The organism is Pseudomonas parafulva, assembly GCF_002021815.1.
GTDB lineage: Bacteria > Pseudomonadota > Gammaproteobacteria > Pseudomonadales > Pseudomonadaceae > Aquipseudomonas > Aquipseudomonas parafulva_B.
Window position 1 is genome coordinate 4,569,529 of record NZ_CP019952.1, and the last position, 24,174, is coordinate 4,593,702.

The 24,174-nt window shown below is 62.7% G+C and carries 19 protein-coding genes and 1 pseudogene; 7 read left to right on the forward strand and 13 right to left on the reverse strand.

The features are described 5' to 3' along the window. Nucleotides 1-99 precede the first annotated feature (99 nt). Entirely contained in the window at nt 100-729 is a 630-nt protein-coding gene (gene ycaC, locus B2J77_RS20675) for an isochorismate family cysteine hydrolase YcaC (RefSeq protein WP_023532859.1), read from the reverse strand. 223 nt (nt 730-952) lie between these two features. Here ycaC and B2J77_RS20680 point away from each other — a divergent pair, with 223 nt between their 5' ends. Further along, nucleotides 953-2,380, forward strand: a complete 1,428-nt coding sequence (locus tag B2J77_RS20680) for a mechanosensitive ion channel family protein (protein WP_078479339.1) — start codon at nt 953-955, stop codon at nt 2,378-2,380. A gap of 29 nt (nt 2,381-2,409) precedes the next feature. Here the strand turns inward: B2J77_RS20680 and B2J77_RS20685 are convergent, their stop codons facing one another. Together B2J77_RS20685 and B2J77_RS20690 are read right to left on the reverse strand one after the other, a co-directional pair. After that, nucleotides 2,410-3,696 (reverse strand): NAD(P)/FAD-dependent oxidoreductase, encoded by a 1,287-nt coding sequence (locus B2J77_RS20685; RefSeq protein WP_058602796.1) that lies wholly within the window; start codon nt 3,694-3,696, stop codon nt 2,410-2,412. A 159-nt stretch (nt 3,697-3,855) separates the two neighbouring features. Next, a complete protein-coding gene (locus B2J77_RS20690) occupies nt 3,856-5,346 on the reverse strand; it encodes an aldehyde dehydrogenase family protein (RefSeq protein ID WP_058638851.1) in 1,491 nt (496 codons plus the stop codon). 133 nt (nt 5,347-5,479) lie between these two features. Here B2J77_RS20690 and B2J77_RS20695 point away from each other — a divergent pair, with 133 nt between their 5' ends. After that, entirely contained in the window at nt 5,480-6,370 is an 891-nt protein-coding gene (locus B2J77_RS20695; RefSeq protein ID WP_058602794.1) for a LysR family transcriptional regulator, read from the forward strand. 137 nt (nt 6,371-6,507) lie between these two features. Next, complete coding sequence (locus B2J77_RS20700) at nt 6,508-7,902, forward strand: VOC family protein (protein ID WP_078479340.1); 1,395 nt, start codon at nt 6,508-6,510, stop codon at nt 7,900-7,902. 38 nt (nt 7,903-7,940) lie between these two features. On the opposite strand, the gene B2J77_RS21980 is transcribed toward B2J77_RS20700, so the two are convergent. From B2J77_RS21980 to B2J77_RS20710, 3 genes and pseudogenes are all read right to left on the reverse strand, one after another. After that, the gene (locus B2J77_RS21980; RefSeq protein WP_416231929.1) at nt 7,941-9,038 is read right to left on the reverse strand and encodes a methyl-accepting chemotaxis protein; all 1,098 of its coding nucleotides are present in this window, start codon (nt 9,036-9,038) and stop codon (nt 7,941-7,943) included. 111 nt (nt 9,039-9,149) lie between these two features. Further along, a pseudogene (locus B2J77_RS21985) lies at nt 9,150-9,834 on the reverse strand (Cache 3/Cache 2 fusion domain-containing protein); the annotation flags it as partial. Between the two features lie 155 nt (nt 9,835-9,989). Next, a complete protein-coding gene (locus tag B2J77_RS20710; RefSeq protein ID WP_058602791.1) occupies nt 9,990-10,916 on the reverse strand; it encodes a LysR substrate-binding domain-containing protein in 927 nt (308 codons plus the stop codon). 154 nt (nt 10,917-11,070) lie between these two features. Between B2J77_RS20710 and B2J77_RS20715 the strand changes: the two genes are divergently transcribed. Next, the gene (locus B2J77_RS20715) at nt 11,071-12,459 is read left to right on the forward strand and encodes a NorM family multidrug efflux MATE transporter (RefSeq protein WP_058638848.1); all 1,389 of its coding nucleotides are present in this window, start codon (nt 11,071-11,073) and stop codon (nt 12,457-12,459) included. Nucleotides 12,460-12,508: 49 nt separating this feature from the next. On the opposite strand, the gene B2J77_RS20720 is transcribed toward B2J77_RS20715, so the two are convergent. Further along, on the reverse strand, nt 12,509-14,176 hold the full coding sequence (locus tag B2J77_RS20720) for a putative bifunctional diguanylate cyclase/phosphodiesterase (protein WP_058638847.1): 1,668 nt from the start codon (nt 14,174-14,176) through the stop codon (nt 12,509-12,511). A gap of 290 nt (nt 14,177-14,466) precedes the next feature. Here B2J77_RS20720 and rep point away from each other — a divergent pair, with 290 nt between their 5' ends. Continuing rightward, nucleotides 14,467-16,476: a DNA helicase Rep gene (gene rep / locus B2J77_RS20725; RefSeq protein WP_058638846.1), complete on the forward strand. Its 2,010-nt coding sequence runs from the start codon at nt 14,467-14,469 to the stop codon at nt 16,474-16,476. Nucleotides 16,477-16,538: 62 nt separating this feature from the next. Continuing rightward, nucleotides 16,539-17,111: a xanthine phosphoribosyltransferase gene (xpt, locus tag B2J77_RS20730; RefSeq protein ID WP_023532789.1), complete on the forward strand. Its 573-nt coding sequence runs from the start codon at nt 16,539-16,541 to the stop codon at nt 17,109-17,111. A gap of 60 nt (nt 17,112-17,171) precedes the next feature. Here the strand turns inward: xpt and B2J77_RS20735 are convergent, their stop codons facing one another. The 5 genes from B2J77_RS20735 to dadA all read right to left on the reverse strand — a co-directional run bounded on the left by B2J77_RS20735 (nt 17,172) and on the right by dadA (nt 23,116). After that, a complete protein-coding gene (locus B2J77_RS20735) occupies nt 17,172-19,028 on the reverse strand; it encodes an acetyl-CoA hydrolase/transferase C-terminal domain-containing protein (protein WP_058638845.1) in 1,857 nt (618 codons plus the stop codon). A gap of 427 nt (nt 19,029-19,455) precedes the next feature. Beyond that, nucleotides 19,456-19,905 carry a c-type cytochrome gene (locus B2J77_RS20745; protein ID WP_228385158.1) on the reverse strand — a complete coding sequence of 150 codons (450 nt, stop codon included), beginning with the start codon at nt 19,903-19,905 and terminating at the stop codon, nt 19,456-19,458. A 109-nt stretch (nt 19,906-20,014) separates the two neighbouring features. Next, nucleotides 20,015-20,563: a cupin domain-containing protein gene (locus B2J77_RS20750; protein WP_023532512.1), complete on the reverse strand. Its 549-nt coding sequence runs from the start codon at nt 20,561-20,563 to the stop codon at nt 20,015-20,017. Between the two features lie 94 nt (nt 20,564-20,657). Further along, complete coding sequence (gene alr / locus B2J77_RS20755; RefSeq protein ID WP_078479342.1) at nt 20,658-21,731, reverse strand: alanine racemase; 1,074 nt, start codon at nt 21,729-21,731, stop codon at nt 20,658-20,660. A gap of 80 nt (nt 21,732-21,811) precedes the next feature. Continuing rightward, nucleotides 21,812-23,116 carry a D-amino acid dehydrogenase gene (dadA, locus tag B2J77_RS20760; protein WP_078479343.1) on the reverse strand — a complete coding sequence of 435 codons (1,305 nt, stop codon included), beginning with the start codon at nt 23,114-23,116 and terminating at the stop codon, nt 21,812-21,814. Nucleotides 23,117-23,270: 154 nt separating this feature from the next. Between dadA and dadR the strand changes: the two genes are divergently transcribed. Beyond that, complete coding sequence (dadR, locus tag B2J77_RS20765; RefSeq protein ID WP_039581953.1) at nt 23,271-23,759, forward strand: transcriptional regulator DadR; 489 nt, start codon at nt 23,271-23,273, stop codon at nt 23,757-23,759. A gap of 22 nt (nt 23,760-23,781) precedes the next feature. On the opposite strand, the gene B2J77_RS20770 is transcribed toward dadR, so the two are convergent. Then, nucleotides 23,782-24,135, reverse strand: coding sequence for a YkgJ family cysteine cluster protein (locus B2J77_RS20770; protein WP_023532519.1), 354 nt, complete (start codon nt 24,133-24,135; stop codon nt 23,782-23,784). Nucleotides 24,136-24,174: the final 39 nt, after the last annotated feature.

Genomic DNA, 24,174 nt, shown 5'->3' on the forward strand with positions numbered 1-24,174 from the left:
CTGAGCCTGCCCGCATCCGCTGGGCAACAGGGGACGGGCTGAACGTTATCGAGGTGTGCGGCCCTGCGGGCACCGGCCGGGGTGCCCGCGGCGGTGGGGTTACTTGCTGGCGTTGAAGGCGTTGTAGCTGGTCATCAAGTTGCGGTAGTCAGGGATATGGTTGGAGCACAGCGCGGCCAAGCCCTCGACGTCGTTGCGCCAGTCGCGGTGCAGTTCGCAGGCTACGCCGAACCAGGTCATCAGCTGGGCGCCAGCACGGCTCATGCGGTCGTGGGCGGCATCGCGGGTCATGGCATTGAAAGTGCCGGACGCGTCGGTCACCACGAACACCTCGAACGCCTCTTCCAGGGCGGCCAGGGCCGGGAAGGCCACGCACACTTCGGTGACCACACCTGCGATGATCAGTTGCTTCTTGCCAGTGGCCTTGACCGCCTTGACGAAGTCTTCGTTGTCCCAGGCGTTGATCTGGCCAGGACGTGCGATGTAAGGCGCGTCCGGGAACAGGGCCTTGAGCTCCGGCACCAATGGGCCGTTAGGGCCTTGCTCGAAGCTGGTGGTGAGGATGGTCGGCAGGTTGAAGAACTTGGCCAGGTCCGCCAGGGCCAGCACATTGTTCTTGAAGGTGTCGGGCTCGATATCGCGCACCAGCGACAGCAGCCCAGCCTGGTGATCGACCAGCAGAACGGCAGCGTCGTCTTTGTTCAGGCGGTTGTATTTGAATTGAGTCATGGCGGTTGCTCCAGTAGTCGTGATTTGCAGTAGGTGGGGTGTTTCGCGTTGATGGGAGAAGATTAAAACCATCCAGTTTTAGGCGGTAGATAGTGTTTTTTGGCTTTAGCGTTCTATTTTGTGAACGATGGTTCAGCGCCATTAACTGCAGCGCCGTGCCCATTGCCTCCTGCATGAACCTGCTCTATTACTACCCGCAGCCCATCCCTGCCCCGAGACCACCATGCTGGCGTTCATCCAGTCGTCCCCACTGCTGCTCGGTACCACCCTGTTGCTGCTTGACCTGATCGTTTGGCACCTGATTCCGGCCCAGCGCCATGCCTGGCGAATAGCCACGCGGCTGACCCTGTTCCTGCTTTTCAGCCTGGTGCTGGTGGCTGCGGGTATGAGCCCGCTGCAGCCCGCCCCTTGGGTCGCCGACGTTGCCCGCAACTTGCTGGCCACCGTGCTTGCCATCGCCTGGTGGCTGTTTGGCGCGCGCACCGTCACGGTGGTTTTCGGCCTGTTGTTGGTGGCGCGCGGCAGCCACGGTGGACGCTTGCTGCAGGATGTGCTCGGCGCATTGATCTTCATCGCTGCCGTGGTGGCGGCGGCCGGCTATGTAGTGCAATTGCCCGTCAAGGGGCTGCTGGCCACATCGGGGGTGATGGCCATCGTTATCGGCCTGGCCTTGCAGAGCACCCTGGCGGACGTGTTCAGCGGCATCGTGCTCAACACCACGCGGCCCTATCAGATTGGTGACGCCATTTCCATCGATGGCACGGAGGGCAAGGTGCTGGACATCGACTGGCGCGCTACCCGCCTGCTCACCAGCAGCGGCAGCCTGGCGGTCATCCCGAACTCCGTGGCTGCCAAGGCCCGCTTACTCAACCATAGCCGTCCGGCTGATGTGCATGGGGTGTCGATCAGCGTGGTCGTGCCTGCCAGCGTGCGCCCTGGCAAGGTGTTCGATGCGCTGGAAAAGGCGCTGCGCGGTACCCGTGCGATTCTTTCCGCACCCGCCTCCAAGGTGGCCGTGAAAACCTCGACGCTCGATTCGGTGGAATACGAAGCCAGCGGTTTCATCGCCGACATGAGTGGCAAGAACGCTACGCGCAACCAGTTGTTCGACCTGGCCCACCGGCACCTGGAAGCGAACGGGGTGCTCTGGAACCAGGACCTGACGATGCCGCCGCGCAGTCGTCAACGGGAGGTGCTGGACGAGGTACGGGTGTTCCGCGCCCTGAGTGATGAAGAGCGTGACACACTGAGCCAGCACATGACCGCCGTCGAGTACCTGGCTGATACGACGATTCTGGAGGTGGGCAAGCAGTCCGAGCACGTGCTGATCATAGGGCGAGGCGTCGTATCGGCGGCGGTGCTGGAGGATGGCAAGCGCCTGGAGGCCGGACGCATGGGCCCAGGTGAAGTACTGGGCATCGACGGGCTCGTTGACGAAGACGACTCGCTGGTGGAGTTCAGAACCTTGACCAGTTGCCTGCTGTATCGCATCGACAAGCAACGGGTCAAAGCGTATCTGCAGCAACATGGCGATGTGCAGACCGCCTTGAGCAAACTGCAACGCGTCCGGCGTCAGGGTCGCGAATCGCTACTCTTGCACAAGCCTGTTTCCATCAGGAAAGGCGGTTTCTTGAGCTGGCTGCACAAATGACGCGTCACCTGCCGGTGTGGGGCGTTGCCTCACAGCACCACACGCAGGCACTGGCCGGCGTGATACAGCGAGAATCCGGACTCATAGAACGCCGTGCGCAGTGACGTCGCGCTCACGCCTTTCATGGTCGAGAACGGTATCGGCAGGCTGGCTGCTTCCCCTTTTGACAGAAACTCTGCGAACGCCCGGCCAATGACGGTGCCGGTGGTATTGCCACGCCCGTTGTAGCCGGTGACCGCCACCAACCCAGGGGCGGGTTCGAACAAACGCATCAGGTGGTCGGGCGTAAAGTCGATGCAGCCGGTCCAGTGCATGTCCCATTCGACCTTGCCAAGCGCAGGATAGTAGTGACGCTGGATACGGTCGGCCCAACTGCGCACGAACCACGCGGGCTTGTTGTCGACCCGGCCCAGGCTGCCGAGCAGCAAACGGCCCTGGTCATCGCGGCGAATACTGCTGAGCACGGTGCGGGTATCCCAGGAGCCTTGGCCGTGAGGGAGTATCTTGTCGGCCTGCGCGCCCTGCAATGGCTTGGAGGCGACCTGGTAGTAGTAGCCTTTGAAGAACTGCTTTTGCAGGTTGCTCCAGTCCCCTTCGGTGTAGGCGCCCGTGGAGATCACCACCTTCTCGGCGCGAACCGAACCGCGTGCGGTCTGCACACGCCAGCCGTCACCCTCGCGCGTCAGGCCCTGAACTGCGGACTGTTGGAACAGCTTGCCGCCCAGGCGCACCACGGCAGCTGCCAGGCCCTGGGTGTAGCCCATCGGGTTGATGGTGCCGGCACGGCGGTCGAGCAAGGCGGCGGCGATCTTGTCGGTACCGCAATATTCCTGGCACTGTGCGCCGGTCAGCAGCTCGACATCGGCACCGCGCCGTCGCCACTGCTCGTGGCGGGCCTGCAGATCGGCGATGCCGGTGGCGTTATGTGCCATGTGCAGGGTGCCCTGGTGCCGTGCCTGACAGTCGATGCCCAGGCGTTCGATCATGGCGAACACATCGGCCGGGGCCTGCCCCAGCACCGTATTCAACCGGCTGCCTTGCTTCTGGCCCAGGGTGGCTTCAACGTCGTCCGGGCGAATCCACGTACCGGCATTGACCAGCCCGACGTTGCGGCCAGAGCCGCCGTGGCCCACCTTCCAGGCCTCCAGCACGATCACCGACTTACCCTGCTCGAGCAGGTGAATGGCCGCTGACAACCCGGTAATGCCGCCGCCGATCACGCAGACATCGGCGTGGTGTTCCCCCGCCAGGGCCTGGACGGTCACGCTTGGCACGGTGACGCATTCCCACAAGCATTCTTGACGCAGTTCGGACATGGCCCGGCTCCCGCAATTTATTCTTGTTCGAGACCGCCGTGCGGCCTTTCGCAGCCAAGCCCGCGTCCCCAGGCATCGAGGCATATGCACCGATCCCGATGGAGGCGGGCTTGGTCGCCCACCAAGGGGCGTGCCCCTGGTTCTACACAATCACGCTAGTCAGTCGAACACGATGCCCTGCGCCAGTGGCAACTCACGGGAGTAGTTCACGGTATTGGTCTGACGGCGCATGTAGCCTTTCCAGGCATCGGAACCGGATTCACGGCCACCACCGGTCTCCTTCTCACCCCCGAACGCCCCGCCGATTTCAGCACCGCTGGTGCCAATGTTGACGTTGGCGATACCGCAATCACTGCCAGCCGCGCTCTGGAAACGCTCAGCCTCGCGCAGGTCGGTGGTGAAGATGCAGGACGATAAGCCCTGGGGGACCTCGTTGTTCAGGCGCAAGGCTTCGTCGAAGTCATCGTAGGCCAGCACATAGAGAATCGGCGCGAACGTTTCATGGCGCACCACCTCGCTTTGCCCAGGCATTTCGGCAATGGCAGGCGATACGTAATAGGCATTGGGATATTGGTCGGCCAACTGGCGCTCACCCCCGAACACTTGGCCGCCTTCGTCGCGAGCCTTGGCCAGGGCGCCTTGCATGGCATCGAACGAGGCCTTGTCGATCAGGGGCCCAACCAGGTTGTCCTTGCGCGGGTCACCAATGCGCACCTTGCCGTAGGCGGCTTTGACCCGAGCCAGTACTTCATCCTTGATCGAACGGTGCACGATGAGGCGGCGCAGCGTGGTACAGCGCTGCCCGGCAGTGCCGACTGCCGAGAAGAGAATACCCCGCACGGCCAGGTCCAGGTCGGCGCTAGGTGCCAGGATCATTGCATTGTTGCCGCCAAGTTCCAGGATGCTGCGGCCAAAGCGTGCCGCTACACGCGGCCCGACTTCACGGCCCATGCGCGTGCTGCCGGTGGCACTCACCAGGGCCACGCGGGGGTCATCGACCAGGGCTTCGCCTGCTTCACGGCCGCCGATGACCAGCTGCGCAAGACCTGCCGGCGCATCACCGAAGGCTTTCAACGCCTTGTCGAACAACGCCTGGCACGCCAGGGCGGTCAATGGCGTTTTCTCGGAGGGCTTCCACACCACCGAATTGCCGGCCACCAGAGCCAGGGCGGTGTTCCAGGACCAGACCGCCACCGGGAAGTTAAACGCGCTGATCACACCGACCACACCCAGCGGGTGCCAGCTTTCGCGCATGTGGTGGCCAGGGCGCTCGGAAGCGATGGTCAGGCCGTACAACTGACGTGACAGCCCCACTGCAAAGTCGCAGATGTCGATCATTTCCTGCACTTCGCCCAGGCCTTCCTGGGTGATCTTGCCTGCTTCGATCGAAACCAGTTCACCCAGGTCTGCCTTGTGCTCGCGCAACACTTCGCCGAACAGGCGCACCAGCTCACCCCGGCGTGGGGCAGGCACGCTGCGCCACGCCTCGAACGCCTGCTGGGCCTGCTCGATACGCGCGGTGGTCTCGGCTTGACCGAGCAGCGTCACTGAAGCGATCTGGCTGCCGTCGATTGGCGTGTGTACAGCGTAATCGCCTTGGGTGTAAGCCTGGGCAGCAACGCCCAGACGCTCGAGCAATCCAGCAACCATTGGTGTTCTCCTACATGGCTAGACAGGTTGGATATGATGTGGATCAGTATTAATCCGATCAGTTAAGCGCAACAAACGACCTTTATTCCGCATATCATTCCGTCAGGTAATGATTTGAGCCCGTGAGAACGCTATGTCAAAACGTCTGGTGCCGTCCATGACCGCCCTGCAGTGCTTTGAAGCTGCAGCCCGCCACTTGAGCTTCACCCGAGCCGCCGAAGAGCTGCATTTGACCCAAAGTGCGGTCAGCAAGCAGGTGGCGCAGCTCGAAGACCTGTTGCGTCACCACCTTTTCCTGCGCATTCGCCGACGTTTACAGCTCACGCCAGCCGGCAGCCTCTATCTGGCCGAGGTGAACAAGATCCTCACGCAGGTCGATATGTCCAGCCGCTACGTGCTGACGTACGGGGAGCAGACCGAGATCCTGAAGGTCGCGACGCAGCCAAGCTTCGGCGTGCGCTGGCTGATCCCCCACCTCAAGGGCTTCGGCCGGCGGCACAGCAACATTCACTTGGACATCCGCAACGAAATGGAGCCCTTTTCACTGTTGCAGGGCTCGGCTGACGTCGTGTTCTTCTACGGCCAGGGCACCTGGCCGGGGGCCAGCTGCATCGAGCTGTTCGGTGAAGAAGTCGTGCCGGTGTGTTCGCCAGAGCTGCTGGCAGGCCGTGACCTGCCGAGTGCCGAGGCATTGACCGACCTGGTGTTGCTGCAAAGCACTTCACGGCCAGAAGCCTGGCACGAATGGTTCCTGGAGCAGGGCCTGCAAAGCGTCAGCGCGTACCACGGCCCGCGCTTCGACACGTTCTACATGGCCCTGAGCGCTGCCCAGGCCGGTTGCGGGGTGGCGCTGGTGCCGCGTTACCTGGTGGCGAAGGAGCTGGCCGAGGGCAGCCTGGTCGTGCCCTGGAATCATGCAATGCGCAGTGCCGGCGCGCACTACCTGGCGTATGCCGAACATGCCGCGGAAGTGCCCAAGGTGCGGGCGCTGGTGGATTGGATCGGTGAGCAGCTGCAGGCATGAAGCCCTCGACAGGAGGAGCACCCTACGCCTGTCTAGGTCGATCAAAAAAGGAATGACACGCCTACTTTTTTTCGCTTGTGGCCCGGGTGCATTCCCCGCTTTCATGTAAGGGTCAGCCATTAACCAGGAATCCAGCGATGCCCGCCCATGATTTCGTCAGCCCCGACAGCATCCGTGCGCAGTTTTCTGCCGCCATGTCGCTCATGTACAAACAGGAAGTGCCGTTGTACGGCAAGCTGCTGGCGCTGGTGAGCGAAATCAACCAGCAGGTGATGGCCGAGCAACCAGAAGTGGCGCAGGCGCTGCGCTGGACAGGGGAACTCGAGCGGCTGGGCCATGAACGCCATGGTGCCATCCGCGTGGGTACGGCCGAGGAGCTGGCGACCATCGCGCGACTTTTTGCGGTCATGGGCATGCAGCCAGTGGGCTACTACGACCTCAGCAGTGCTGGGGTCCCGGTGCACTCCACCGCGTTCCGTGCCGTGCATGAGCAGTCGCTGCACGTCAGCCCGTTCCGTGTCTTCACCTCGCTGTTGCGCTTGGAGCTGATCGACAACCTGCAGTTGCGGGAAATGGCCAAGGATATCCTGGCCAAACGCCAGATCTTCACCCCTCGCGTACTCCATCTGATCGAGCAGCGCGAACGCGATGGCGGCTTGAATACCGCAGATGCCCAGACTTTCGTACAGGAAGCCCTGCACACCTTCCGCTGGCACCGCGACGCTACCGTCACCGCCGAGCAGTACCAGCAGCTGCACGACCAGCACCGCCTGCTTGCCGATGTTGTCGCGTTCAAGGGCCCGCACATCAATCACCTCACTCCGCGCACCCTGGACATTGATGCCATCCAGCTCGGTATGCCGGCCAAGGGCATCACGCCCAAGGCCGTGGTCGAAGGCCCCCCTCCCCGCCGCCACCCCATTCTACTGCGCCAGACCAGCTTCAAGGCCTTGCAGGAAAAGGTCGTATTCTGCGGTCAGCACGGTAGCGAAGGTAGCCACACCGCGCGCTTTGGGGAAATCGAGCAACGTGGCGCGGCGTTGACGCCGAAGGGGCGCCAGCTCTATGACAAGCTGCTCGACAGGACTCGCGTCGCATTGGGTGGTGCACCCGCCGAAGCCAATGCCGCACAGTACATGGCGATGCTCACAGACACCTTCGCCGCCTTCCCGGACGACCTGGTGCAGATGCGTGAGCAGGGCCTGGCGTATTTTCGCTACTTCGCGACCGAGAAAGGCTTGGCCGCGCGCGGTGAACAAGGCAGGCCAACTACCCTGCAGGGGCTAATCGACGCAGACCACGTGCATTTCGAGGCACTGGTGTACGAAGATTTCTTGCCGGTAAGCGCCGCAGGGATCTTCCAGTCCAACCTGGGCGACGATGCCCGGGCCGAGTACGGCAGCAACGCCAACCGCGCGGCCTTCGAAGCGGCGCTGGGGCTGCAGGTGCAGGATGAACTGGCGCTCTATGCGCAAAGCGAGCGCCGCTCGCTGCAGGCGTGCGCGCAGGCACTGAACCTGATATCGCTGTAAAGCGACACGTTGAAGGGGCACTTGGGTGCCCCACCGTGTCAGCGGAAACGGTCCACTTCCTGACGCAACTGCGCGGCCAACCGTTCCAGCTCCCGCGCTGTTAATGCCAGCTCGTTGGCCACCTCGCGCTGCTCACCGTTGGCCTGGGCGATGCTCTGCAAATTGCGGCTCAGCACGGTCGCTGTGCTGCTCTGCTCCTGGGTCGCCATACTGATCACGGCAAACTGCTCACCCGCCGCACGGCTTTGTTCGTCGATGCGGGCAAGTGCCTGCGCGACCTTGCCATTGCGCTCCAGGCCGTCCTGCATCAGCTGGTTACTCTGCTCCAGCGTGGTGATGGCATGCCCGGTCTGCTGCTGGATGCTGGTGATCATGCCGGATATCTCATCGGTGGCCTGTCGGGTTCGCGCTGCCAGCCCACGCACCTCGTCAGCCACCACTGCAAAGCCACGCCCCTGCTCACCGGCACGGGCCGCTTCGATGGCAGCATTCAAAGCCAACAGATTGGTCTGCTCAGCGATGGCGGTGATGACACTTATGATGCTGCCGATCTCTTGCGAACGTGCACCCAGGCTGTTCACGACCGTGGCTGTGTCACCCAGGGCATCGGCAATCTGCTTGAGCGAGTGCGATGCTTCGTCCATGGCGCCGCGGCCCACGCGGGTCTGCTGCGCATTGTCGCGGGCCATGCGCTCGGTGCCAGCCATGTTGTCGGCGATGTTCATGGACGTGGCGCTGAACTCTTCCACCGCGCCCGCCATGCTGGTGATTTCGCCTGATTGCTGGTCCATGCCCACACAGGCGCCAGCCGACAGGCCTGACAGCGAGTGGGCGCGGGTACTGACCTGTTCGGAGGCACTGCGGATGTGCTCGACCATGTTCGAGAGGGCTTCACCCATCGTGTTGAAGCTGCGCGCCAACTGTCCGATTTCATCGTGGCTGGTCACGTTCAGCCGTGCGTTCAGGTCACCCGCTCCGAGCGCTTGTGCTTGCCGTACCAGATCATCCAGCGGGCGCAGCTTACGCCTGAGCAACCAGAGCGTGGCAGCCACGGCCATGAGCATGGCCAGCACGCTGCCGACGGCAAGGCGCAGCCCCACGCTCCAGGTTACCTCGCGGATCTCCGCCAGGGGCATGCTCGCTACCACCGTCCAAGGCCCTTCGGCGAAGGGCGCCGTCGCGCTGTACAGCGGCTGCTCGGCATTGGCCGGCGGCACCAGCCACTGGCCCTTTTCATCCTGCAGTGCCAACGAACCGGTTTGGCCAATGCGCAAGCGTTTGAGGTTGGCGAACTGCGCGTTCTGCGCATCGGTGTAATCGAAACCCACGAACAGCACCGCGATCACCCGGCCATTACCGTCGGTCATCGGCACATAGCGCGTCATGTAGTTGCGGTCGAACAACACGGCACGGCCAACGTACATCTGCCCGGCCAGTAACTTGGCGTAAGCGGGGTGCTGGCGGTCGAGCTGGGTACCGATGGCGCGGCTGCCGTTTTTTCAAATTGGTGCTGATGCGCACGAAATCGTCACCACTGCGCACGAATACCGTGGCGATACCGGCAGTCATCTGTTGGAAGTCGTCCACTTGCTGGAAGTCGTTGTTCAATAGCTGATCGCCCAGGTACAGGGCCGGCGTTGCCTGCCCTGCTACCTGCACGGTCTGCCCTGCATGCAGCGACAGCCCTGATGCGAAGCGTCGCTCGAACAAGCCGCTCAAGCGCTGGGTATTGTCCTTGAGCGAGCCGTGGAACGTGTCAAGCTGGTCGCCCAGCAAGCGCGCCTCACTGGCCAGGTGGGCCTGGCGCGTAGCGAGGTTGGCATCGTCCAGTGAACGCAGGGCAAAAAGGGTACTGCCGGAAATCACCAGCGCCAGCACGATGGCGAGGGCGATACCGAGTTGCGAGGCAATCCGGGCACGCGGTTGAGGCATGGGCAAGCTCCTGGCAAGAGGCCGGGATCATCCTGATCACGCTGACCGCCCGCTTTTATTTGACGGAAAGCGCGCCCTCTTCCGGGACGCTGGTGCCATCTGATCGGCGTCGGCGCTGAATACTTGAGTGCCGGACCGGGATATAGCGCTCGCAATCAAAGGGCTGGCAGGATCACCACCTCGGGTAGCGCCATGGCATTCACCTCGGCTTGCAGGAAGGCACTGAGGCGGCGCAGGCGCTCGCCGCCCGGCCGGGTCCGCGGCCATACCAGGTAGTAGTCCATGCCGCTGGGGACTGCTGTCGGCCATGGCAGGCTCATGCGCCCCTGCGCCACATCTTCGGCCACCATCATCAGGTCACCAATTGAAACACCGTAGCCTCGGGCCGCTGCAATCATGCCCAGTTCCAACGTGTCGAACACCTGCCCGCCCTTGAGCGAAACCCTGCTACTCAGGCCCAGGCGCTCCAGCCATACCCGCCAGTCACGCTTGTCCATTGTAGGGTGCAGCAGTTCGCTACTCGCAAGGCGCGCCGCGGTCCAGGGCCCGTCATCCAACAGCCCTGGTGCACCCACCGGCACCAGCAGTTCGGGGAACAGCTTGCGTACCTCCCACTCCGCCGGGAACACCCCATCGCCCAGCAGCACCGCGCAATCGAAAGGTTCCTGGTTGAAGTCCACATGGTCGACGTCCATCCAGGCACTGGTCAGTTGCACTTCATTGCCAGGTTGCAGCCGACGGAAGCGGCTCAGCCGGGCCAGCAACCAACGCATGGTCAGGGTGGACGGCGCCTTCATGCGCAGCATCTCGTCTTCACCGCGCAACGTGTCACAAGCACGCTCAAGCGCGGCAAAGCCTTCGCGCACACCCGGTAGCAGTACCCGTGCAGCTTCGGTCAGTTGCAGGCTGCGGCCACTGCGCACGAACAGTCGGCAGGCAAAGTGATCCTCCAGCGTGCGAATGTGCCGGCTGACCGCGCTTTGGGTAATGGACAACGCTTCGCCAGCACGGGTGAATGAGTTCAACCTCGCCGTAGCTTCGAATGCACGCAACGCATAAAGGGGCGGTAGCTTGCGGGTCATGAGGTTCCTTGTTCAGTGGAGAAACGGCGAACTGCGCATCATATCGCCATGATTAAAACTCATGCCAATGATCGCATTTATCCTTTTGTTAAAAGCTGACCCAGGCCTCAGAATCGCCCTTCGTCCGCCACCGTCTTCGCCAAGGATCACATCCATGCACGTCGCACCTACCCACGAGCTCAAGGCATTACTGCGCTTGGCAGGCCCGCTGATCGCCTCGCAGCTGGCGCACATGCTCATGGTACTGACCGACACCCTGATGATGGCACGCATCAGCCCGCAGGCCTTGGCCGGTGGCGGGTTGGGCGCGGCGGGCTATTCGTTCGTGTCCATCTTCTGCCTGGGCGTCATCGCGGCGGTCGGCACCCTTGTAGCCTTCCGCCGAGGCGCCAATGACATCGAGGGCGCCACACGGCTGGCGCAAAGCGGCCTGTGGCTGGCCTGGGGCCTGGCCTTGTTCGCGGCGCTGGTGCTGTGGAACCTCGAACCTGTGCTGCTGCTTTTCGGGCAGCAGCCTGACAACGTCGCCTCGGCGGCCGAGTTTCTCACCCTGCTGCCGCTGGCGTTGCCGGGCTACCTGACCTTCATGGCCTTGCGTGGCTTCACTAGCGCCCTGGGCCGCTCTACGCCGGTGATGGTCATCAGCCTGGTAGGCACCGTACTCAACTACTTGCTGAACGTTGCGCTGATCGAAGGCATGTTCGGCCTGCCCAAGCTTGGTCTGATGGGCATCGGCCTGGTCACTGCGGTGGTCTCGATGGGCATGGCCATTGCCCTGGCGCTGTACATCCGCTGGCACCCGGCTTATGCCGCCTACCCGCTGCGCAAGGGCCTGTCGCGGCCATCGCTGCCAGCGTTGGGCGAGCTGTGGCGGCTGGGCCTGCCGATCGGCGGCACCTACATGGTGGAAGTAGGGCTGTTCGCTTTTGCGGCGCTGTGCATGGGCGTACTGGGCAGTACCGAGTTGGGCGCGCACCAAATCGCCCTGCAGATCGTGTCGACCGCCTTCATGGTGCCCACTGGCCTGTCCTATGCCGTGACCATGCGCGTAGGCCATTACTACGGTGCGGGCAACTTGCTCGCCGCGCGCAGCGCTGGCCGGGTGGGGATCGGCTTCGGGGCCATGCTGATGTTCGCCTTCGCTGCGCTGTTCTGGTTGCTGCCAGACGCATTGGTAGGGCTGTTTATCGACAGGGCCGACCCGGCATTTGCCGCCATCTTCCAGCTGGCGGTCCAGCTGCTGATGGTAGCCGCCTGGTTCGAGCTGTTCGATGGCGTGCAGACCATCGCCATGGGCTCTATTCGTGGACTGAAAGACGCCAAGACTACGTTCCTGATCGGGCTGGTGTGCTACTGGCTCATCGGGGCACCCAGCGCCTGGTTGTTCACTTTCGTCTTTGGCGGGGGCGCGCTGGGCGTCTGGTGGGGGCTGGCCTTGGGGCTGGCGTGCGCCTCGGTGGCGCTGACCTTCGGCTTCGAATGGCGGATGCGGCGGCTGTTGCGCCACGCCGGAACACGCGCCGCAACGGCCACATCTGCCTGATTTCAACCCATTGAGGTGGCTTTGCGCATTGGCCAGAGGGGGCGGACAGCTAGCCTGCAACCCCCACTTGGCGGTGTGACGACTGCAGCAGGAACGGGATCAGCGCGTCTACCGGCAGGGGCTTGCTGACCAGGAAACCCTGTACCTGGTTGCAGCCAAACCCGCGCAGCAAGGCCAATTGCGCTTCGCTTTCGACGCCCTCGGCCACCACTTCGAGGTTGAGGTTGTGGGCCAGGTTGATCATGGCATGCACCAGCTTGCGGTTCTCTTCGCGCATATCCATCTTCGCAACGAAACTGCGGTCCACCTTGAGCAAGGTGATCGGCAGGCTGTTGAGGTGCACGAACGAAGAGAACCCTGTGCCAAAGTCGTCCAGCGAGAAGCGCACGCCCAGGCGGCCCAGTGCATCCATGGTCTGCCGCACCCGCTCATTGCGCCGCATCACGGCCGTTTCGGTCAGCTCGAATTCCAGCCAGTGGGCATCGACACCGTACTCGGCGATCAGCCGGCTCAAGGTTGCCAGCAACTGGCTGTCCTGAAACTGCCGGAAACTGAGATTGACCGCCATGTGCAACGGCGCAAGCCCCTGTGTGTTCAGGGCCTGCATGTCGCGCAGGGCACGGGCGATGACCCAGTAACCCAGCGGCACGATCAGCCCGCTTTGCTCGGCCAATGGCACGAACTCACTGGGCGGCAGCAAGCCCCGTTCGGCGTGGCGCCAGCGCACCAGCGCTTCGAGACCGACGATCCGCCCATCAGCCAGGTTCAAGCGCGGCTGATAGTGAAGCTCCAGCTCGTCACGGCGCAAGGCCCGGCGCAGCTCGCTTTCGAGATCGGCCAGGCTGCGTGCGTGGCGATTGATGCGCTCGTTGAAGACATGGAAGGTACAGCCCTGGGTGGCCTTGGCCTGACGCATGGCGATGTGCGCATGCCACATCAGCGGGTCGGCGCCACTCTGGGCGCGGGCGTGGGCCAGGCCCAGGCTGCAACCGAGCAGCAGGCTTTCGCCATCGACCCAGTAGGGCTCGGCCAATGCCTCGACGATGCGCTCGGCCATCCACTCGGCACGCCCTGGGTCGCGGCGGGTGTCGATCAGCAAGGCGAACTCGTCACTGCCCAGGCGTGCCAGCTGGTCGCCTGCTTCGAGTTGATGCTTCAGACGTAGTACAACCTGCAGGATAAGGCGATCCCCACTCTGGTGCCCCAGGGCGTCATTGACATGGCGAAAGTTGTCCAGGTCCAGATGCCCTAGGGCGACGCCGCGCCCGTCATGGTCGGCCAGGCGCGTGGCCAGCAAGGCCTGGAAGCCCTGGCGGTTGGCGATGCCGGTCAAAGGGTCTTGCTCGGCCAAGCGTTGCAGGGTGGCTACCAGTACACCTCGCTCGCGCACGTGGCGCAGGCAGCGACGCAGGCTGTCGACATTGACTTGGTCGCTCACTAGCCAGTCGCTGACGCCGCTGGGCGCCGCCTCTGGCTCGCTGTGCAACAGCAGGATGGTCGGCAGTTCACAACGACCGGGTGCTGGCTGCAACGCTGGCGTGGTCAGCACCACGGCCTGCCGGTCGCGGCTGAACAGACTGTCGACGGCATCCCAGTCGGGTGCCGTGAGCAGTACGGCCGCGCCCTTCAAGGCAGGCATGCACGCGTGCAGCAAGGCCGCCCACTCGGGCTCACTGGCCAACAGCAGCAAACGCATAGGTTCGACAGGCGCGGACAAGACGGCTCCTTAAGGCTCGACGATGCAACGTAGACCGATGAACAAACCGGCGCATCTAATGGAAATGATTTTCACTTGTGAGCGCGCCTTTTAACAGCCTGGTCCGACGTATTTTGTCGTGCATCCTGCGCGAAAGCAGACAGACCAGCAAATACGATTTTTTCAGGCGCAAGCATTAGCGGCGCTAATGATCGTTTCGAAAGTCTGACTCGAACGTCAGACGGTCACGCCATGAACACGCATGCCTGTTAGAATGCGCGGCTATTTTCTGGCGACCCCCGGTTTCTAGCATGTCCCGACTCAATCCCCGGCAGCAGGAAGCCCGTGACTATGTCGGCGGCCCTCTTTTGGTGCTCGCCGGTGCAGGTTCGGGCAAGACCAGCGTCATTACGCGCAAAATTGCCCACCTCATCCAGAACTGCGGTATTCGCGCCCAGTACATCGTGGCCATGACCTTCACCAACAAGGCCGCCCGCGAGATGAAGGAGCGGGTTGCCAGCCTGCTGCGTCCGGGCGAAGGCCGAGGGCTGACGGTCTGCACGTTCCACAACCTGGGCCTGAACATCATCCGCAAGGAGCACGAACGCCTGGGCTACAAGCCTGGTTTTTCGATCTTCGACGAGTCGGATATCAAAGCCCTACTGTCGGACATCATGCAGAAGGAGTACTCCGGCGACGACGGCATCGACGAAATCAAGAACATGATCGGTGCCTGGAAGAACGACCTGATCCTGCCTCCCGAGGCCCTGGAGAAAGCACGCAACCCGCGCGAGCAGACCGCTGCGGTCGTTTACACCCACTATCAGCGCACGCTCAAGGCGTTCAACGCCGTGGACTTCGACGACCTGATCCTGCAACCGGTCAAGTTGTTCCAGGAACACCCCGAGGTGCTCGAGCGCTGGCAGAATCGCGTGCGTTATCTGTTGGTGGACGAATACCAGGACACCAACGCCAGCCAGTATCTGCTGGTGAAGATGCTGATCGGCATGCGCAACCAGTTCACCGTGGTGGGCGACGACGACCAGTCGATCTATGCCTGGCGCGGCGCGCGCCCCGAGAACCTGATGCTGCTCAAGGAGGACTATCCCTCACTGAAAGTGGTTATGCTGGAGCAGAACTACCGTTCCACCAGCCGCATCCTGCGCTGCGCCAACGTGCTGATCGCCAACAACCCGCACGCGTTCGAGAAACAGCTGTGGAGCGAGATGGGCGTGGGCGATGAGATCCGGGTGATACGTTGCAAGAACGAGGATGCCGAGGCCGAGCGCGTGGCGATGGAAATCCTCACGCTGCACCTGCGTACCAACCGTCCCTACAGCGATTTCGCCATCCTGTACCGCGGCAACTACCAGGCCAAGCTGATCGAGCTGAAGTTGCAGCACCACCAGGTGCCTTACCGTCTTTCCGGCGGCAACAGCTTCTTTGGCCGTCAGGAAGTCAAGGACCTCATGGCCTACCTGCGCCTGCTGGTGAACCCTGACGACGACAACGCCTACCTACGTGTCATCAACGTGCCGCGCCGGGAAATCGGCTCGACCACCTTGGAAAAGCTCGGCAACTATGCCACCGGCCGGGGCATTTCGATGTATGCCGCCAGTGAGGAACTGGGCCTGGGCGAGCACCTGGATGCGCGCTACACCGAGCGCTTGCAGCGCTTCAAGCACTGGCTGGACGGTGTGCGCCACAAGGTGGCGCTGGACGACCCCATAGCCGCCCTGCATGAAATGATCCGCGACATCGACTACGAAAACTGGATCCGCCAGCAGACCGCCAGCGACAAGGCCGCGGAGTTTCGCATCAGCAATGTCTGGTTCCTGGTCGAAGCGCTGAAGAACACCCTCGAGAAGGACGAAGAGGGTGACATGACCATTGAGGACGCCATCGGCAAGTTGGTGCTGCGCGACATGCTCGAGCGCCAGCAGGAAGAGGAAGAAAACGCCGACGGTGTGCAGATGATGACCCTGCACGCGTCCAAGGGCCTGGAATTTCCCTACGTGTTCATCATGGGCATGGAGGAGGAGATCCTGCCTCACCGCTCCAGCATCGAGGCCGACACCATCGAGGAAGAGCGCCGCCTGGCTTATGTGGGTATTACCCGCGCACGCCAGACGCTGGCGTTCACGTTCGCCGCCAAACGCAAGCAATACGGGGAAATCATCGACTGCACGCCCAGTCGCTTCCTCGACGAACTGCCCCCCGAAGACCTGTCCTGGGAAGGGCTGGACGATGCACCGGTCGAGGTCAAGGCCGCACGCGGCAACAATGCCCTGGCCGACATCCGGGCGATGCTCAAACGCTGATCAACCATTACTCTTAAACACTGCCGCTGTTTGCGGCCATTTCTGTTCCGAGGAATACCATAGTGGAAGCACTGCATCAGAAGATTCGCGAAGAAGGCATCGTGCTTTCCGACCAGGTTCTCAAAGTCGATGCGTTTCTCAACCATCAGATCGACCCGGCGCTGATGCAGCTGATCGGTGACGAGTTCGCCCGCTTGTTCGCCGATGCCGGCGTGACCAAGATCGTCACCATCGAGGCGTCGGGCATCGCGCCTGCGGTGATGACCGGGTTGAAGCTGGGCGTGCCGGTGATCTTCGCGCGCAAGCACCAGTCGCTGACCCTCACCGAAAACCTGCTGACGGCTTCTGTGTATTCGTTCACCAAGCAGACCGAGAACACCGTGGCCATTTCGCCGCGCCACCTGAGCAGCAGCGATCGGGTGCTGGTGATGGATGACTTCCTGGCCAACGGCAAGGCGTCCCAGGCGCTGATATCGATCATCAAGCAGGCCGGGGCGACCGTGGTAGGCCTGGGGATCGTGATCGAGAAATCGTTCCAGGGCGGGCGCGCTGAGCTGGATCGCCAAGGCTATCGCGTGGAGTCGCTGGCGCGAGTGAAATCGCTGGAAGGCGGTGTGGTCAGCTTCATCGAGTGATGCGGCACCGGCTCGCTCGCATCCGGGCACAGGGGGCTGCGTGGCAGCCCCCTGCCGGTTTCAAGTCGCCGCCAGGCCCGCCAACAGCAACCGTTGGTACAGCGCTTCTTTTAGCCCCTGAGGCTGGTCAAGTTGCATCCGTGCCAGATGCCGCTCATACCCTTGCGGCTCTGGCGCCTCCAGCGTGGCCTTGCCCAGTTCGAGCGCCTCGCTGAGCTTGAACTTGCTTTTCAACCAGTTCAGTGCCCGTAGCAAGTCCTGCTCTTCAACCGTGAAATCGGTCCCCATGGGGTATTCCGGGAACAGCTGTGGGTGCTGTGCCTGGACCGCGGCCAGGCGCTGCGGCGTGTTATCGGCAAAACGCCTGTCGAGCTGAAAATCTTCCGCCAATTTGCCAGCGTTTTTGGCCTGCACGATCAGGCTCTGCTGGAACCGGGCGTCACACACCGCAAGCAATCGCGCAATGACCTCGCTGTCGGTCTGCCCCCTGAGGTCGGCGATGCCATATTCGGTCACCACGATATCGCGCAGGTGGCGGGGAATGGTGCAATGGCCGTAGTTCCAGAAGATGTTCGACGACACCTCGCCGCCCGCTTCGCGCCAACTGCGCAGCAGCAGTATCGAGCGGCCACCTTCCAGCGCGTGCCCTTGGGCGACGAAGTTGTACTGCCCACCTACCCCGCTCAACACTCGCCCGTCTTCGAGCTGATCGGCCACACCCGCACCGAGCAGGGTCATGCCGAACACCGTATTGATAAAGCGTGCGTCTTGTCGCTGGCGACGCTTGAGCTGTTCGTCACCGTAGAGCTCGTTGACGAAATTGATCCCGGTCATGGCAAACCGTGCGCGCTGCTCAAGGGGCATGTCGCGCAAGCGCTGGTAGAACGCTTGCGGGCCGAGGAAGAACCCCCCGTGCAGGATCACTCCCCGGTCATCCACAGCACGCCGCAGCACGCCCGCCTCGGCCAGCGCCAACAGCCCGTTGACGAACATCTCGCTACAGCCATACAGCCCCTGTTCGAAGGGCGCGAGCCCCCCTTCCCGCTCGATCAGTGCCTGCGTGGTGCCCGCGCCAAGGCCGTCGAGCGCTGCACGGTAGGCAACGTTATCGCTCTGGCGGGCGAGCAGCGCGGCGGCAACCGCGTCGCCCATGGCACCAATCCCGATCTGCAGGGTGCCGCCGTCGCGCACCAGGCTGCTGGCATGCAGGCCGATGCAGTGGTCCTGTATGGTGACCGGCATGTTGGGCGTTGAAAACAGTTGGCGCTGCTCGGCTTCGTCCAGCAACAGGTCGAACGCATCCATTGGCAGTTCGGCATCACCGGGCATGTAGGGCAGCTGCGCATGCACCTGACCCAGCATGAGGATGGTCTCGCCGGCGGCACGGCGGCGTTCGACCATGGGTAACAGGTCCAGGGTGATGTCCGGGTTGCAGGCCAGGCTCAGATGGACAGGCCGCTCCGGCGTAGCCGCCACCAGCTGGGCGATGAGGTTCAGACCCTTGGCATTGATGTCTCGCGCGGCATGGCTGTAGTTGCTGCTGACGTAATCCTGTTGAGCCGACTCACTGGCAAGCAGGCTGCCGGGCTGCATGAAGAATTGTTCTACGCGAATGTTCGGCGGCAGGCTGTCATTGCGCAGGTCGGCCAGATAGTGAAGCTCTTCGTAGTCGCCGAACACGCGCTCGACGAAGGGCTCGAGCAAGCGTTGCTGCAAGCCATCACCCAGCGCTGGTCGCCCCAGGGAGAGGGCTGTATAGATGGTCAGACGGCGTTCGGGCAACTCACGGATGCGGGCATAAAGTGCGTTGACGAACGCATTGGGTTTGCCCAGGCCCAGCGGCAGGCCCATGTGGATATGGGTTGGCAGGCGGGACAGGACCTGTTCGACGGCCTGGTCGATGGAACTGAGGTGCATCGAGGCCTCCTGGTTCGTGCTTGGGTTCAGGAGGTTCGACAGGCAGGTGGAATGGTTGGTTGCCTGGGCGGGAAGCGGAAGGCGCAGACAATTGGACAAGCACTGGCAGCCACTCGACAATTCGGTGGCCTTCAGGCTCAGCGAAGGTATAAGCGTACGCGGTGCCTGTAGGAGCGGCCCCGGCAATTAGCGATAGTGCTCACATCTCCGGGGCTGCTGCGCAGCCCATCGCGGCACGAGGCCGCTCCTGTGATCGTGGGATGGCTGAAGTAGCGCGATTGCAGGAGCAACTGCCTTTCACCGCCTCTAAGGGCCAGCGCCCCCCGTGTGGGAGCGGCCTCGCGCCGCGATGGGCCGCGAAGCGGCCCCGGCAAGGCAAGATGCGAAGCTAGAAGACTGGGACTGCTACGCAGCACATTGCAGTAACTTACAGGCCAGACATCTTCTCAATAGCGGCCTTTAGCTCATCATCCGAACAATCCGCGCAGGTGCCCTTGGGCGGCATGGCGTTGATGCCCGTGATGGCCTTGGCCAGGATGCCATCCAACCCGCCCTGGTGGTCGGCACGCTCCTTCCAGGCTGCGCTATCGCCAACTTTCGGCGCGCCGAGCAGGCCCGTGCCATGGCAGGCCGTGCAATGCTTGGCGATGATGTCGTCGGGCGTTCTGGCAGACCCGGCGCCAGCGCTGGCGGTCACGGCCATGCCCTTGCATTCCTGGCCCTGGATACACACCTTACCGACCGGTTCCAGGCGCTTGGCGATATCGTCATTGGTCGCAGCGGTAGCGGTAATTGCCCACAGGGCCAGTACGGCGGCCGGGATGGCCAGCATCTTCTTGACTTGATTCACGCGAACACCCTCATGGTGGCTAATCATGCTCGCGGCCACGGATCCTCGAGCGCCGAAAAGTATAACGGCAAGCCCGAAGCCGGGAAACGACCCTACACAGGAAAGGGGTATTGACGCGTCAATGCACTGCGCTGGATCAAAAGTTCGAGGGGGTGGCGGCGCTGATCAAGCGTGCTGGCTGTTCGAACGGGTTGCGAAAACGGTGCGGGCGGGTGCTTTCGAAGTAATAGCTGTCGCCTGCTTCGAGAATGAACAGCTCGGTACCGACCACCAATTCCAGGCGGCCTTCAAGCAGAATGCCAGTCTCTTCGCCATCATGGGTCAGCATTTCGGCACCGGTGTCGGCGCCGGGCGGGTACACCTCGGTCAGAAAAGCGATGGCACGGTTGCGGTGCGATTTGCCAACCAGCTTCATGGTCACCGCACCATCGGAGATGTCGATCAGTTCGTGGGCTTTGTAGACGATCTGCGCAGGGCTCTCGGGTTCGAGCTCCACGGAAAAGAACTCGACCATGGACATGGGAATGCCGCTCAGTACCTTGCGCAGCGAACTGATCGACGGGCTCACACTGTTTTTCTCGATCATGGAGATGGTGCTGTTGGTAACCCCCGCGCGCTTGGCGAGTTCACGCTGAGACAGGCCCTTGAGCGTGCGGATGGCTTGCAGTCGTTCGCCGACGTCCAAAGCTGGAGCCTCCTGAGACGGGTTATGCGGGTGGATGTGAACGATATCATGGCAACGCCGTTCAGTATTTACAACACACCACCCGCCTGACGCCCTAGTCCCCAATGTATTCCCGGGGTACCCGCTTGAGATTGCAGAAGATCTGGTAAGGAATGGTACCGGCCTGGCTCGCCACCTCAGCGGCATGGACCTGCTTGCCCCATAGTTCGACTGGGCTGCCGACGGTCGCCTGCGGCACGTCGGTCAGGTCGATGCTCAGCATGTCCATCGACACGCGACCGATGAGCGGGGCCCGGCTGCCAGCAACCATGACCGGCGTACCGTTGGGCGCCTGGCGAGGGTAACCGTCGGCGTAGCCCATAGCGACCACGCCTACACGGGTGGGCCGCGTGCTGACGAACGTGGCGCCGTAACCCACCGGCTCGCCGGCCGGCAGCTCCCGCACACTGATGACCCGCGACTGCAGTGTCATGACCGGCTGCAGGCGTTGGGCCTGAGCTTGAGGCATATCGAACGGCGTTGCGCCATAGAGCATCAGCCCTGGGCGCACCCAATCACCGGCTGCCTGGGGCCAACCCAGCACGGCTGGAGAGTTGCGCAGGCTGCATTCTGCTGCCAAGCCCTGGCGTGCGGTTTCGAAAACGGCAATCTGCTCGGCCGTGGCCTGCGCACCCAGCTCATCGGCACGGGCGAAATGGCTCATGAGCACAATGCGCCCTACCTTGCCGCAGGCCAGCAGGCGCTCATAGGCATCGCGATAGTCCTTGGGATGCAGCCCTACACGGTGCATGCCGGTATCGAGCTTGAGCCAGACGGTGAGCGGGCTGGCCAGCGGGCTTTTCTCGATGGCCTCCAATTGCCAGGCCGAATGCACGACGCACCACAGGTCATGTTCGACGATCAACGGCAGCTCACTGGCCTCGAAGAAGCCCTCCAGCAGCAGGACCGGGCCCCTGATGCCGGCCGCACGCAGCTCCAGCGCCTCCTCGATGCAGGCCACGGCAAACCCGTCCGCTTCGGGCTCGAGCGCCAACGCGCAGCGCACAGCACCATGGCCGTAGGCGTCGGCCTTGATCACGGCAAGCGCCTTGGCACCGGTCAGTTCGCGGGCGAGACGGTAATTGTGGCGCAGGGCCTGGAGGTCGATCAGGGCACGGGCGGGGCGCATGCGGCTGCCTTAAAAGTCATACGGGTTGAAATCGAAGCTGGGGCATTCGCAGGTCACCGGCGAATACCCCAATGGACGGCTTACTGCTGATGAGCGGGCGAACCATGCCCGTGACGGGCCACTTCGCGGCTACTGCCATAGCGCGAGATGTCCAGCCCCTCTGCACTGATCTGCGGTTTCTTGCGCGCGATCAGGTCAGCCAGCAGACGACCCGAGCCACAGGCCATGGTCCAGCCCAGCGTGCCGTGACCTGTATTGAGGAACAGGTTACGGAAGGCGGTTGCACCCACGATGGGGGTACCGTCTGGCGTCGCGGGACGCAGCCCAGTCCAGAAGCTGGCCTGGCTCAAATCACCGCCGCGAGGATAAAGGTCGTTGACGATCATCTCCAGTGTTTCACGTCGGCGGGGGTTGAGCGACAGGTCGAAGCCGGCGATCTCAGCCATACCTCCAACACGGATACGGTTGTCGAAACGGGTGATGGCGACCTTGTAGGTTTCGTCGAGGATGGTGGAGGCAGGCGCCATGTCACCGTTGGTGATGGGTACGGTGAGGGAGTAGCCCTTCAACGGATAGACCGGCGCCTTGATGCCCAGGGGCCTGAGCATCTGCGGCGAATAGCTGCCCAATGCCAGCACATAGCGGTCGGCGGTTTCGAGCTTGCCATCGATCCAGACACCGTTGATGCGGTCACCTGCATGATCCAGGCGCTGGATGTCCTGCCCGAAGCGGAACTCCACGCCCAGGTTGCGGGCCATTTCTGCCAGCTTGGTGGTGAACAACTGGCAATCGCCGGTCTGGTCGTTGGGTAGGCGCAGGGCGCCGGCGAGAATGCCCTTCACACTGGCCAGGGCAGGTTCGACGCGGGCGATGCCATCGCGGTCGAGCAATTCATAAGGCACGCCTGATTGCTCAAGCACGGCGATATCCTTGGCAGCTGCATCGACCTGGGCCTGGGTGCGGAACAGCTGGGTGGTGCCCAGGCTACGATTCTCGTACGCAATGCCGGTTTCGGCGCGCAGTTCGTCGAGGCAGTCGCGGCTGTACTCGGACAACCGCACCATGCGCTCCTTGTTCACGGCATAGCGGTTGGCCGTGCAGTTGCGCAGCATCTGGGCCATCCACAGGTACTGGTCTACGTCACCGGTCAGCTTGATGGCAAGCGGAGCGTGGCGCTCGAGCAGCCATTTAACGGCTTTCAGAGGCACCCCCGGCGCCGCCCACGGCGAGGCATAGCCAGGCGAGATCTGGCCGGCGTTGGCAAAGCTGGTTTCCATGGCCACCGCTGGCTGGCGGTCCACCACCGTCACTTCGAACCCTTGCCGGGCCAGGTAATAGGCACTGGCGGTTCCGATCACGCCGCTACCAAGTACCAGAACTCGCATCGTTTCTTTCCCCTCGCGGCCTGCCGCGGTGTGTTGTTGGACTGCCATTGATGGGCGAAGTATAGGAATTCGAGAGCAGTGCAATTCACTATATAAAAGCCTATTATTGGCGAGAATTCTCGGCACAATGGCCTTTTACGGAGGGGCATCCCCTATGAGAACCCAGCATCAAAGTAAGCGTGAGCTGGACAAGATCGACCGGAACATCCTGCGCATCCTGCAGAGCGACGGGCGTATCTCCTTCACCGAACTGGGCGAGAAGGTCGGCCTCTCCACCACGCCGTGCACCGAGCGCGTGCGCCGGCTGGAACGTGAAGGCATCATCATGGGCTATAACGCCCGCCTGAACCCACAGCACCTCAAGGGCAGCCTGCTGGTCTTCGTGGAAATCAGCCTGGACTACAAGTCTGGCGATACCTTCGAGGAGTTTCGCCGGGCAGTCCTGAAGCTGCCGCACGTGCTCGAATGCCACCTGGTTTCCGGCGACTTCGACTACCTGGTCAAGGCGCGCATTTCGGAAATGGCTTCGTATCGCAAGCTGCTTGGCGACATCCTGCTCAAGCTGCCCCACGTGCGTGAGTCCAAAAGCTACATCGTGATGGAGGAGGTGAAGGAAAGTCTCTGCCTGCCGATCCCGGACTGACGCCGGGCCCTACCGCAAACGCCTAGACCAGCACTTGCCGGGTGGTGGCAATGAACTGGTGCACCAGTTGCTCGGCCGCAGGGTCGATCATGGGTTCGGGCCCACGACCACGCGGGCAGGCCAGTCGTGGGGTGGTACCGAACAGGCGACAGATCAGTGGCCGCTCTTCATATACCGTGCAGCCCTGGGGCCCCAGATGCACGCAGTCCAGGCGCTCCAGGGCAGCGTCCTGTTCGGCCTGGGATTTGCGCGGCAGCCGAGCCATCTCTTGCGCCGAGGTGGTAACCGGCCCGCAGCAGTCATGGCAGCCAGGCTCGCATTCGAACGAAGGGATGAGTTCGCGCAGGAAGTGGATCTTGTGGCGGTCGCAGGACATGACGAGGCACAGGTTGAAAAGGTCCGCCCATTATAGGCC

What these genes read in the sequence shown, in the direction of transcription:
- ycaC (WP_023532859.1), bottom strand. Translation starts at nt 729, where the DNA reads ATGACTCAATTCAAATACAACCGCCTGAACAAAGACGACGCTGCCGTT.
- B2J77_RS20680 (WP_078479339.1), top strand. Translation starts at nt 953, where the DNA reads ATGCTGGCGTTCATCCAGTCGTCCCCACTGCTGCTCGGTACCACCCTG.
- B2J77_RS20685 (WP_058602796.1), bottom strand. Translation starts at nt 3,696, where the DNA reads ATGTCCGAACTGCGTCAAGAATGCTTGTGGGAATGCGTCACCGTGCCA.
- B2J77_RS20690 (WP_058638851.1), bottom strand. Translation starts at nt 5,346, where the DNA reads ATGGTTGCTGGATTGCTCGAGCGTCTGGGCGTTGCTGCCCAGGCTTAC.
- B2J77_RS20695 (WP_058602794.1), top strand. Translation starts at nt 5,480, where the DNA reads ATGTCAAAACGTCTGGTGCCGTCCATGACCGCCCTGCAGTGCTTTGAA.
- B2J77_RS20700 (WP_078479340.1), top strand. Translation starts at nt 6,508, where the DNA reads ATGCCCGCCCATGATTTCGTCAGCCCCGACAGCATCCGTGCGCAGTTT.
- B2J77_RS21980 (WP_416231929.1), bottom strand. Translation starts at nt 9,038, where the DNA reads ATGCCCCTGGCGGAGATCCGCGAGGTAACCTGGAGCGTGGGGCTGCGC.
- B2J77_RS20710 (WP_058602791.1), bottom strand. Translation starts at nt 10,916, where the DNA reads ATGACCCGCAAGCTACCGCCCCTTTATGCGTTGCGTGCATTCGAAGCT.
- B2J77_RS20715 (WP_058638848.1), top strand. Translation starts at nt 11,071, where the DNA reads ATGCACGTCGCACCTACCCACGAGCTCAAGGCATTACTGCGCTTGGCA.
- rep (WP_058638846.1), top strand. Translation starts at nt 14,467, where the DNA reads ATGTCCCGACTCAATCCCCGGCAGCAGGAAGCCCGTGACTATGTCGGC.
- B2J77_RS20735 (WP_058638845.1), bottom strand. Translation starts at nt 19,028, where the DNA reads ATGCACCTCAGTTCCATCGACCAGGCCGTCGAACAGGTCCTGTCCCGC.
- B2J77_RS20745 (WP_228385158.1), bottom strand. Translation starts at nt 19,905, where the DNA reads ATGATTAGCCACCATGAGGGTGTTCGCGTGAATCAAGTCAAGAAGATG.
- alr (WP_078479342.1), bottom strand. Translation starts at nt 21,731, where the DNA reads ATGCGCCCCGCCCGTGCCCTGATCGACCTCCAGGCCCTGCGCCACAAT.
- dadA (WP_078479343.1), bottom strand. Translation starts at nt 23,116, where the DNA reads ATGCGAGTTCTGGTACTTGGTAGCGGCGTGATCGGAACCGCCAGTGCC.
- dadR (WP_039581953.1), top strand. Translation starts at nt 23,271, where the DNA reads ATGAGAACCCAGCATCAAAGTAAGCGTGAGCTGGACAAGATCGACCGG.
- B2J77_RS20770 (WP_023532519.1), bottom strand. Translation starts at nt 24,135, where the DNA reads ATGTCCTGCGACCGCCACAAGATCCACTTCCTGCGCGAACTCATCCCT.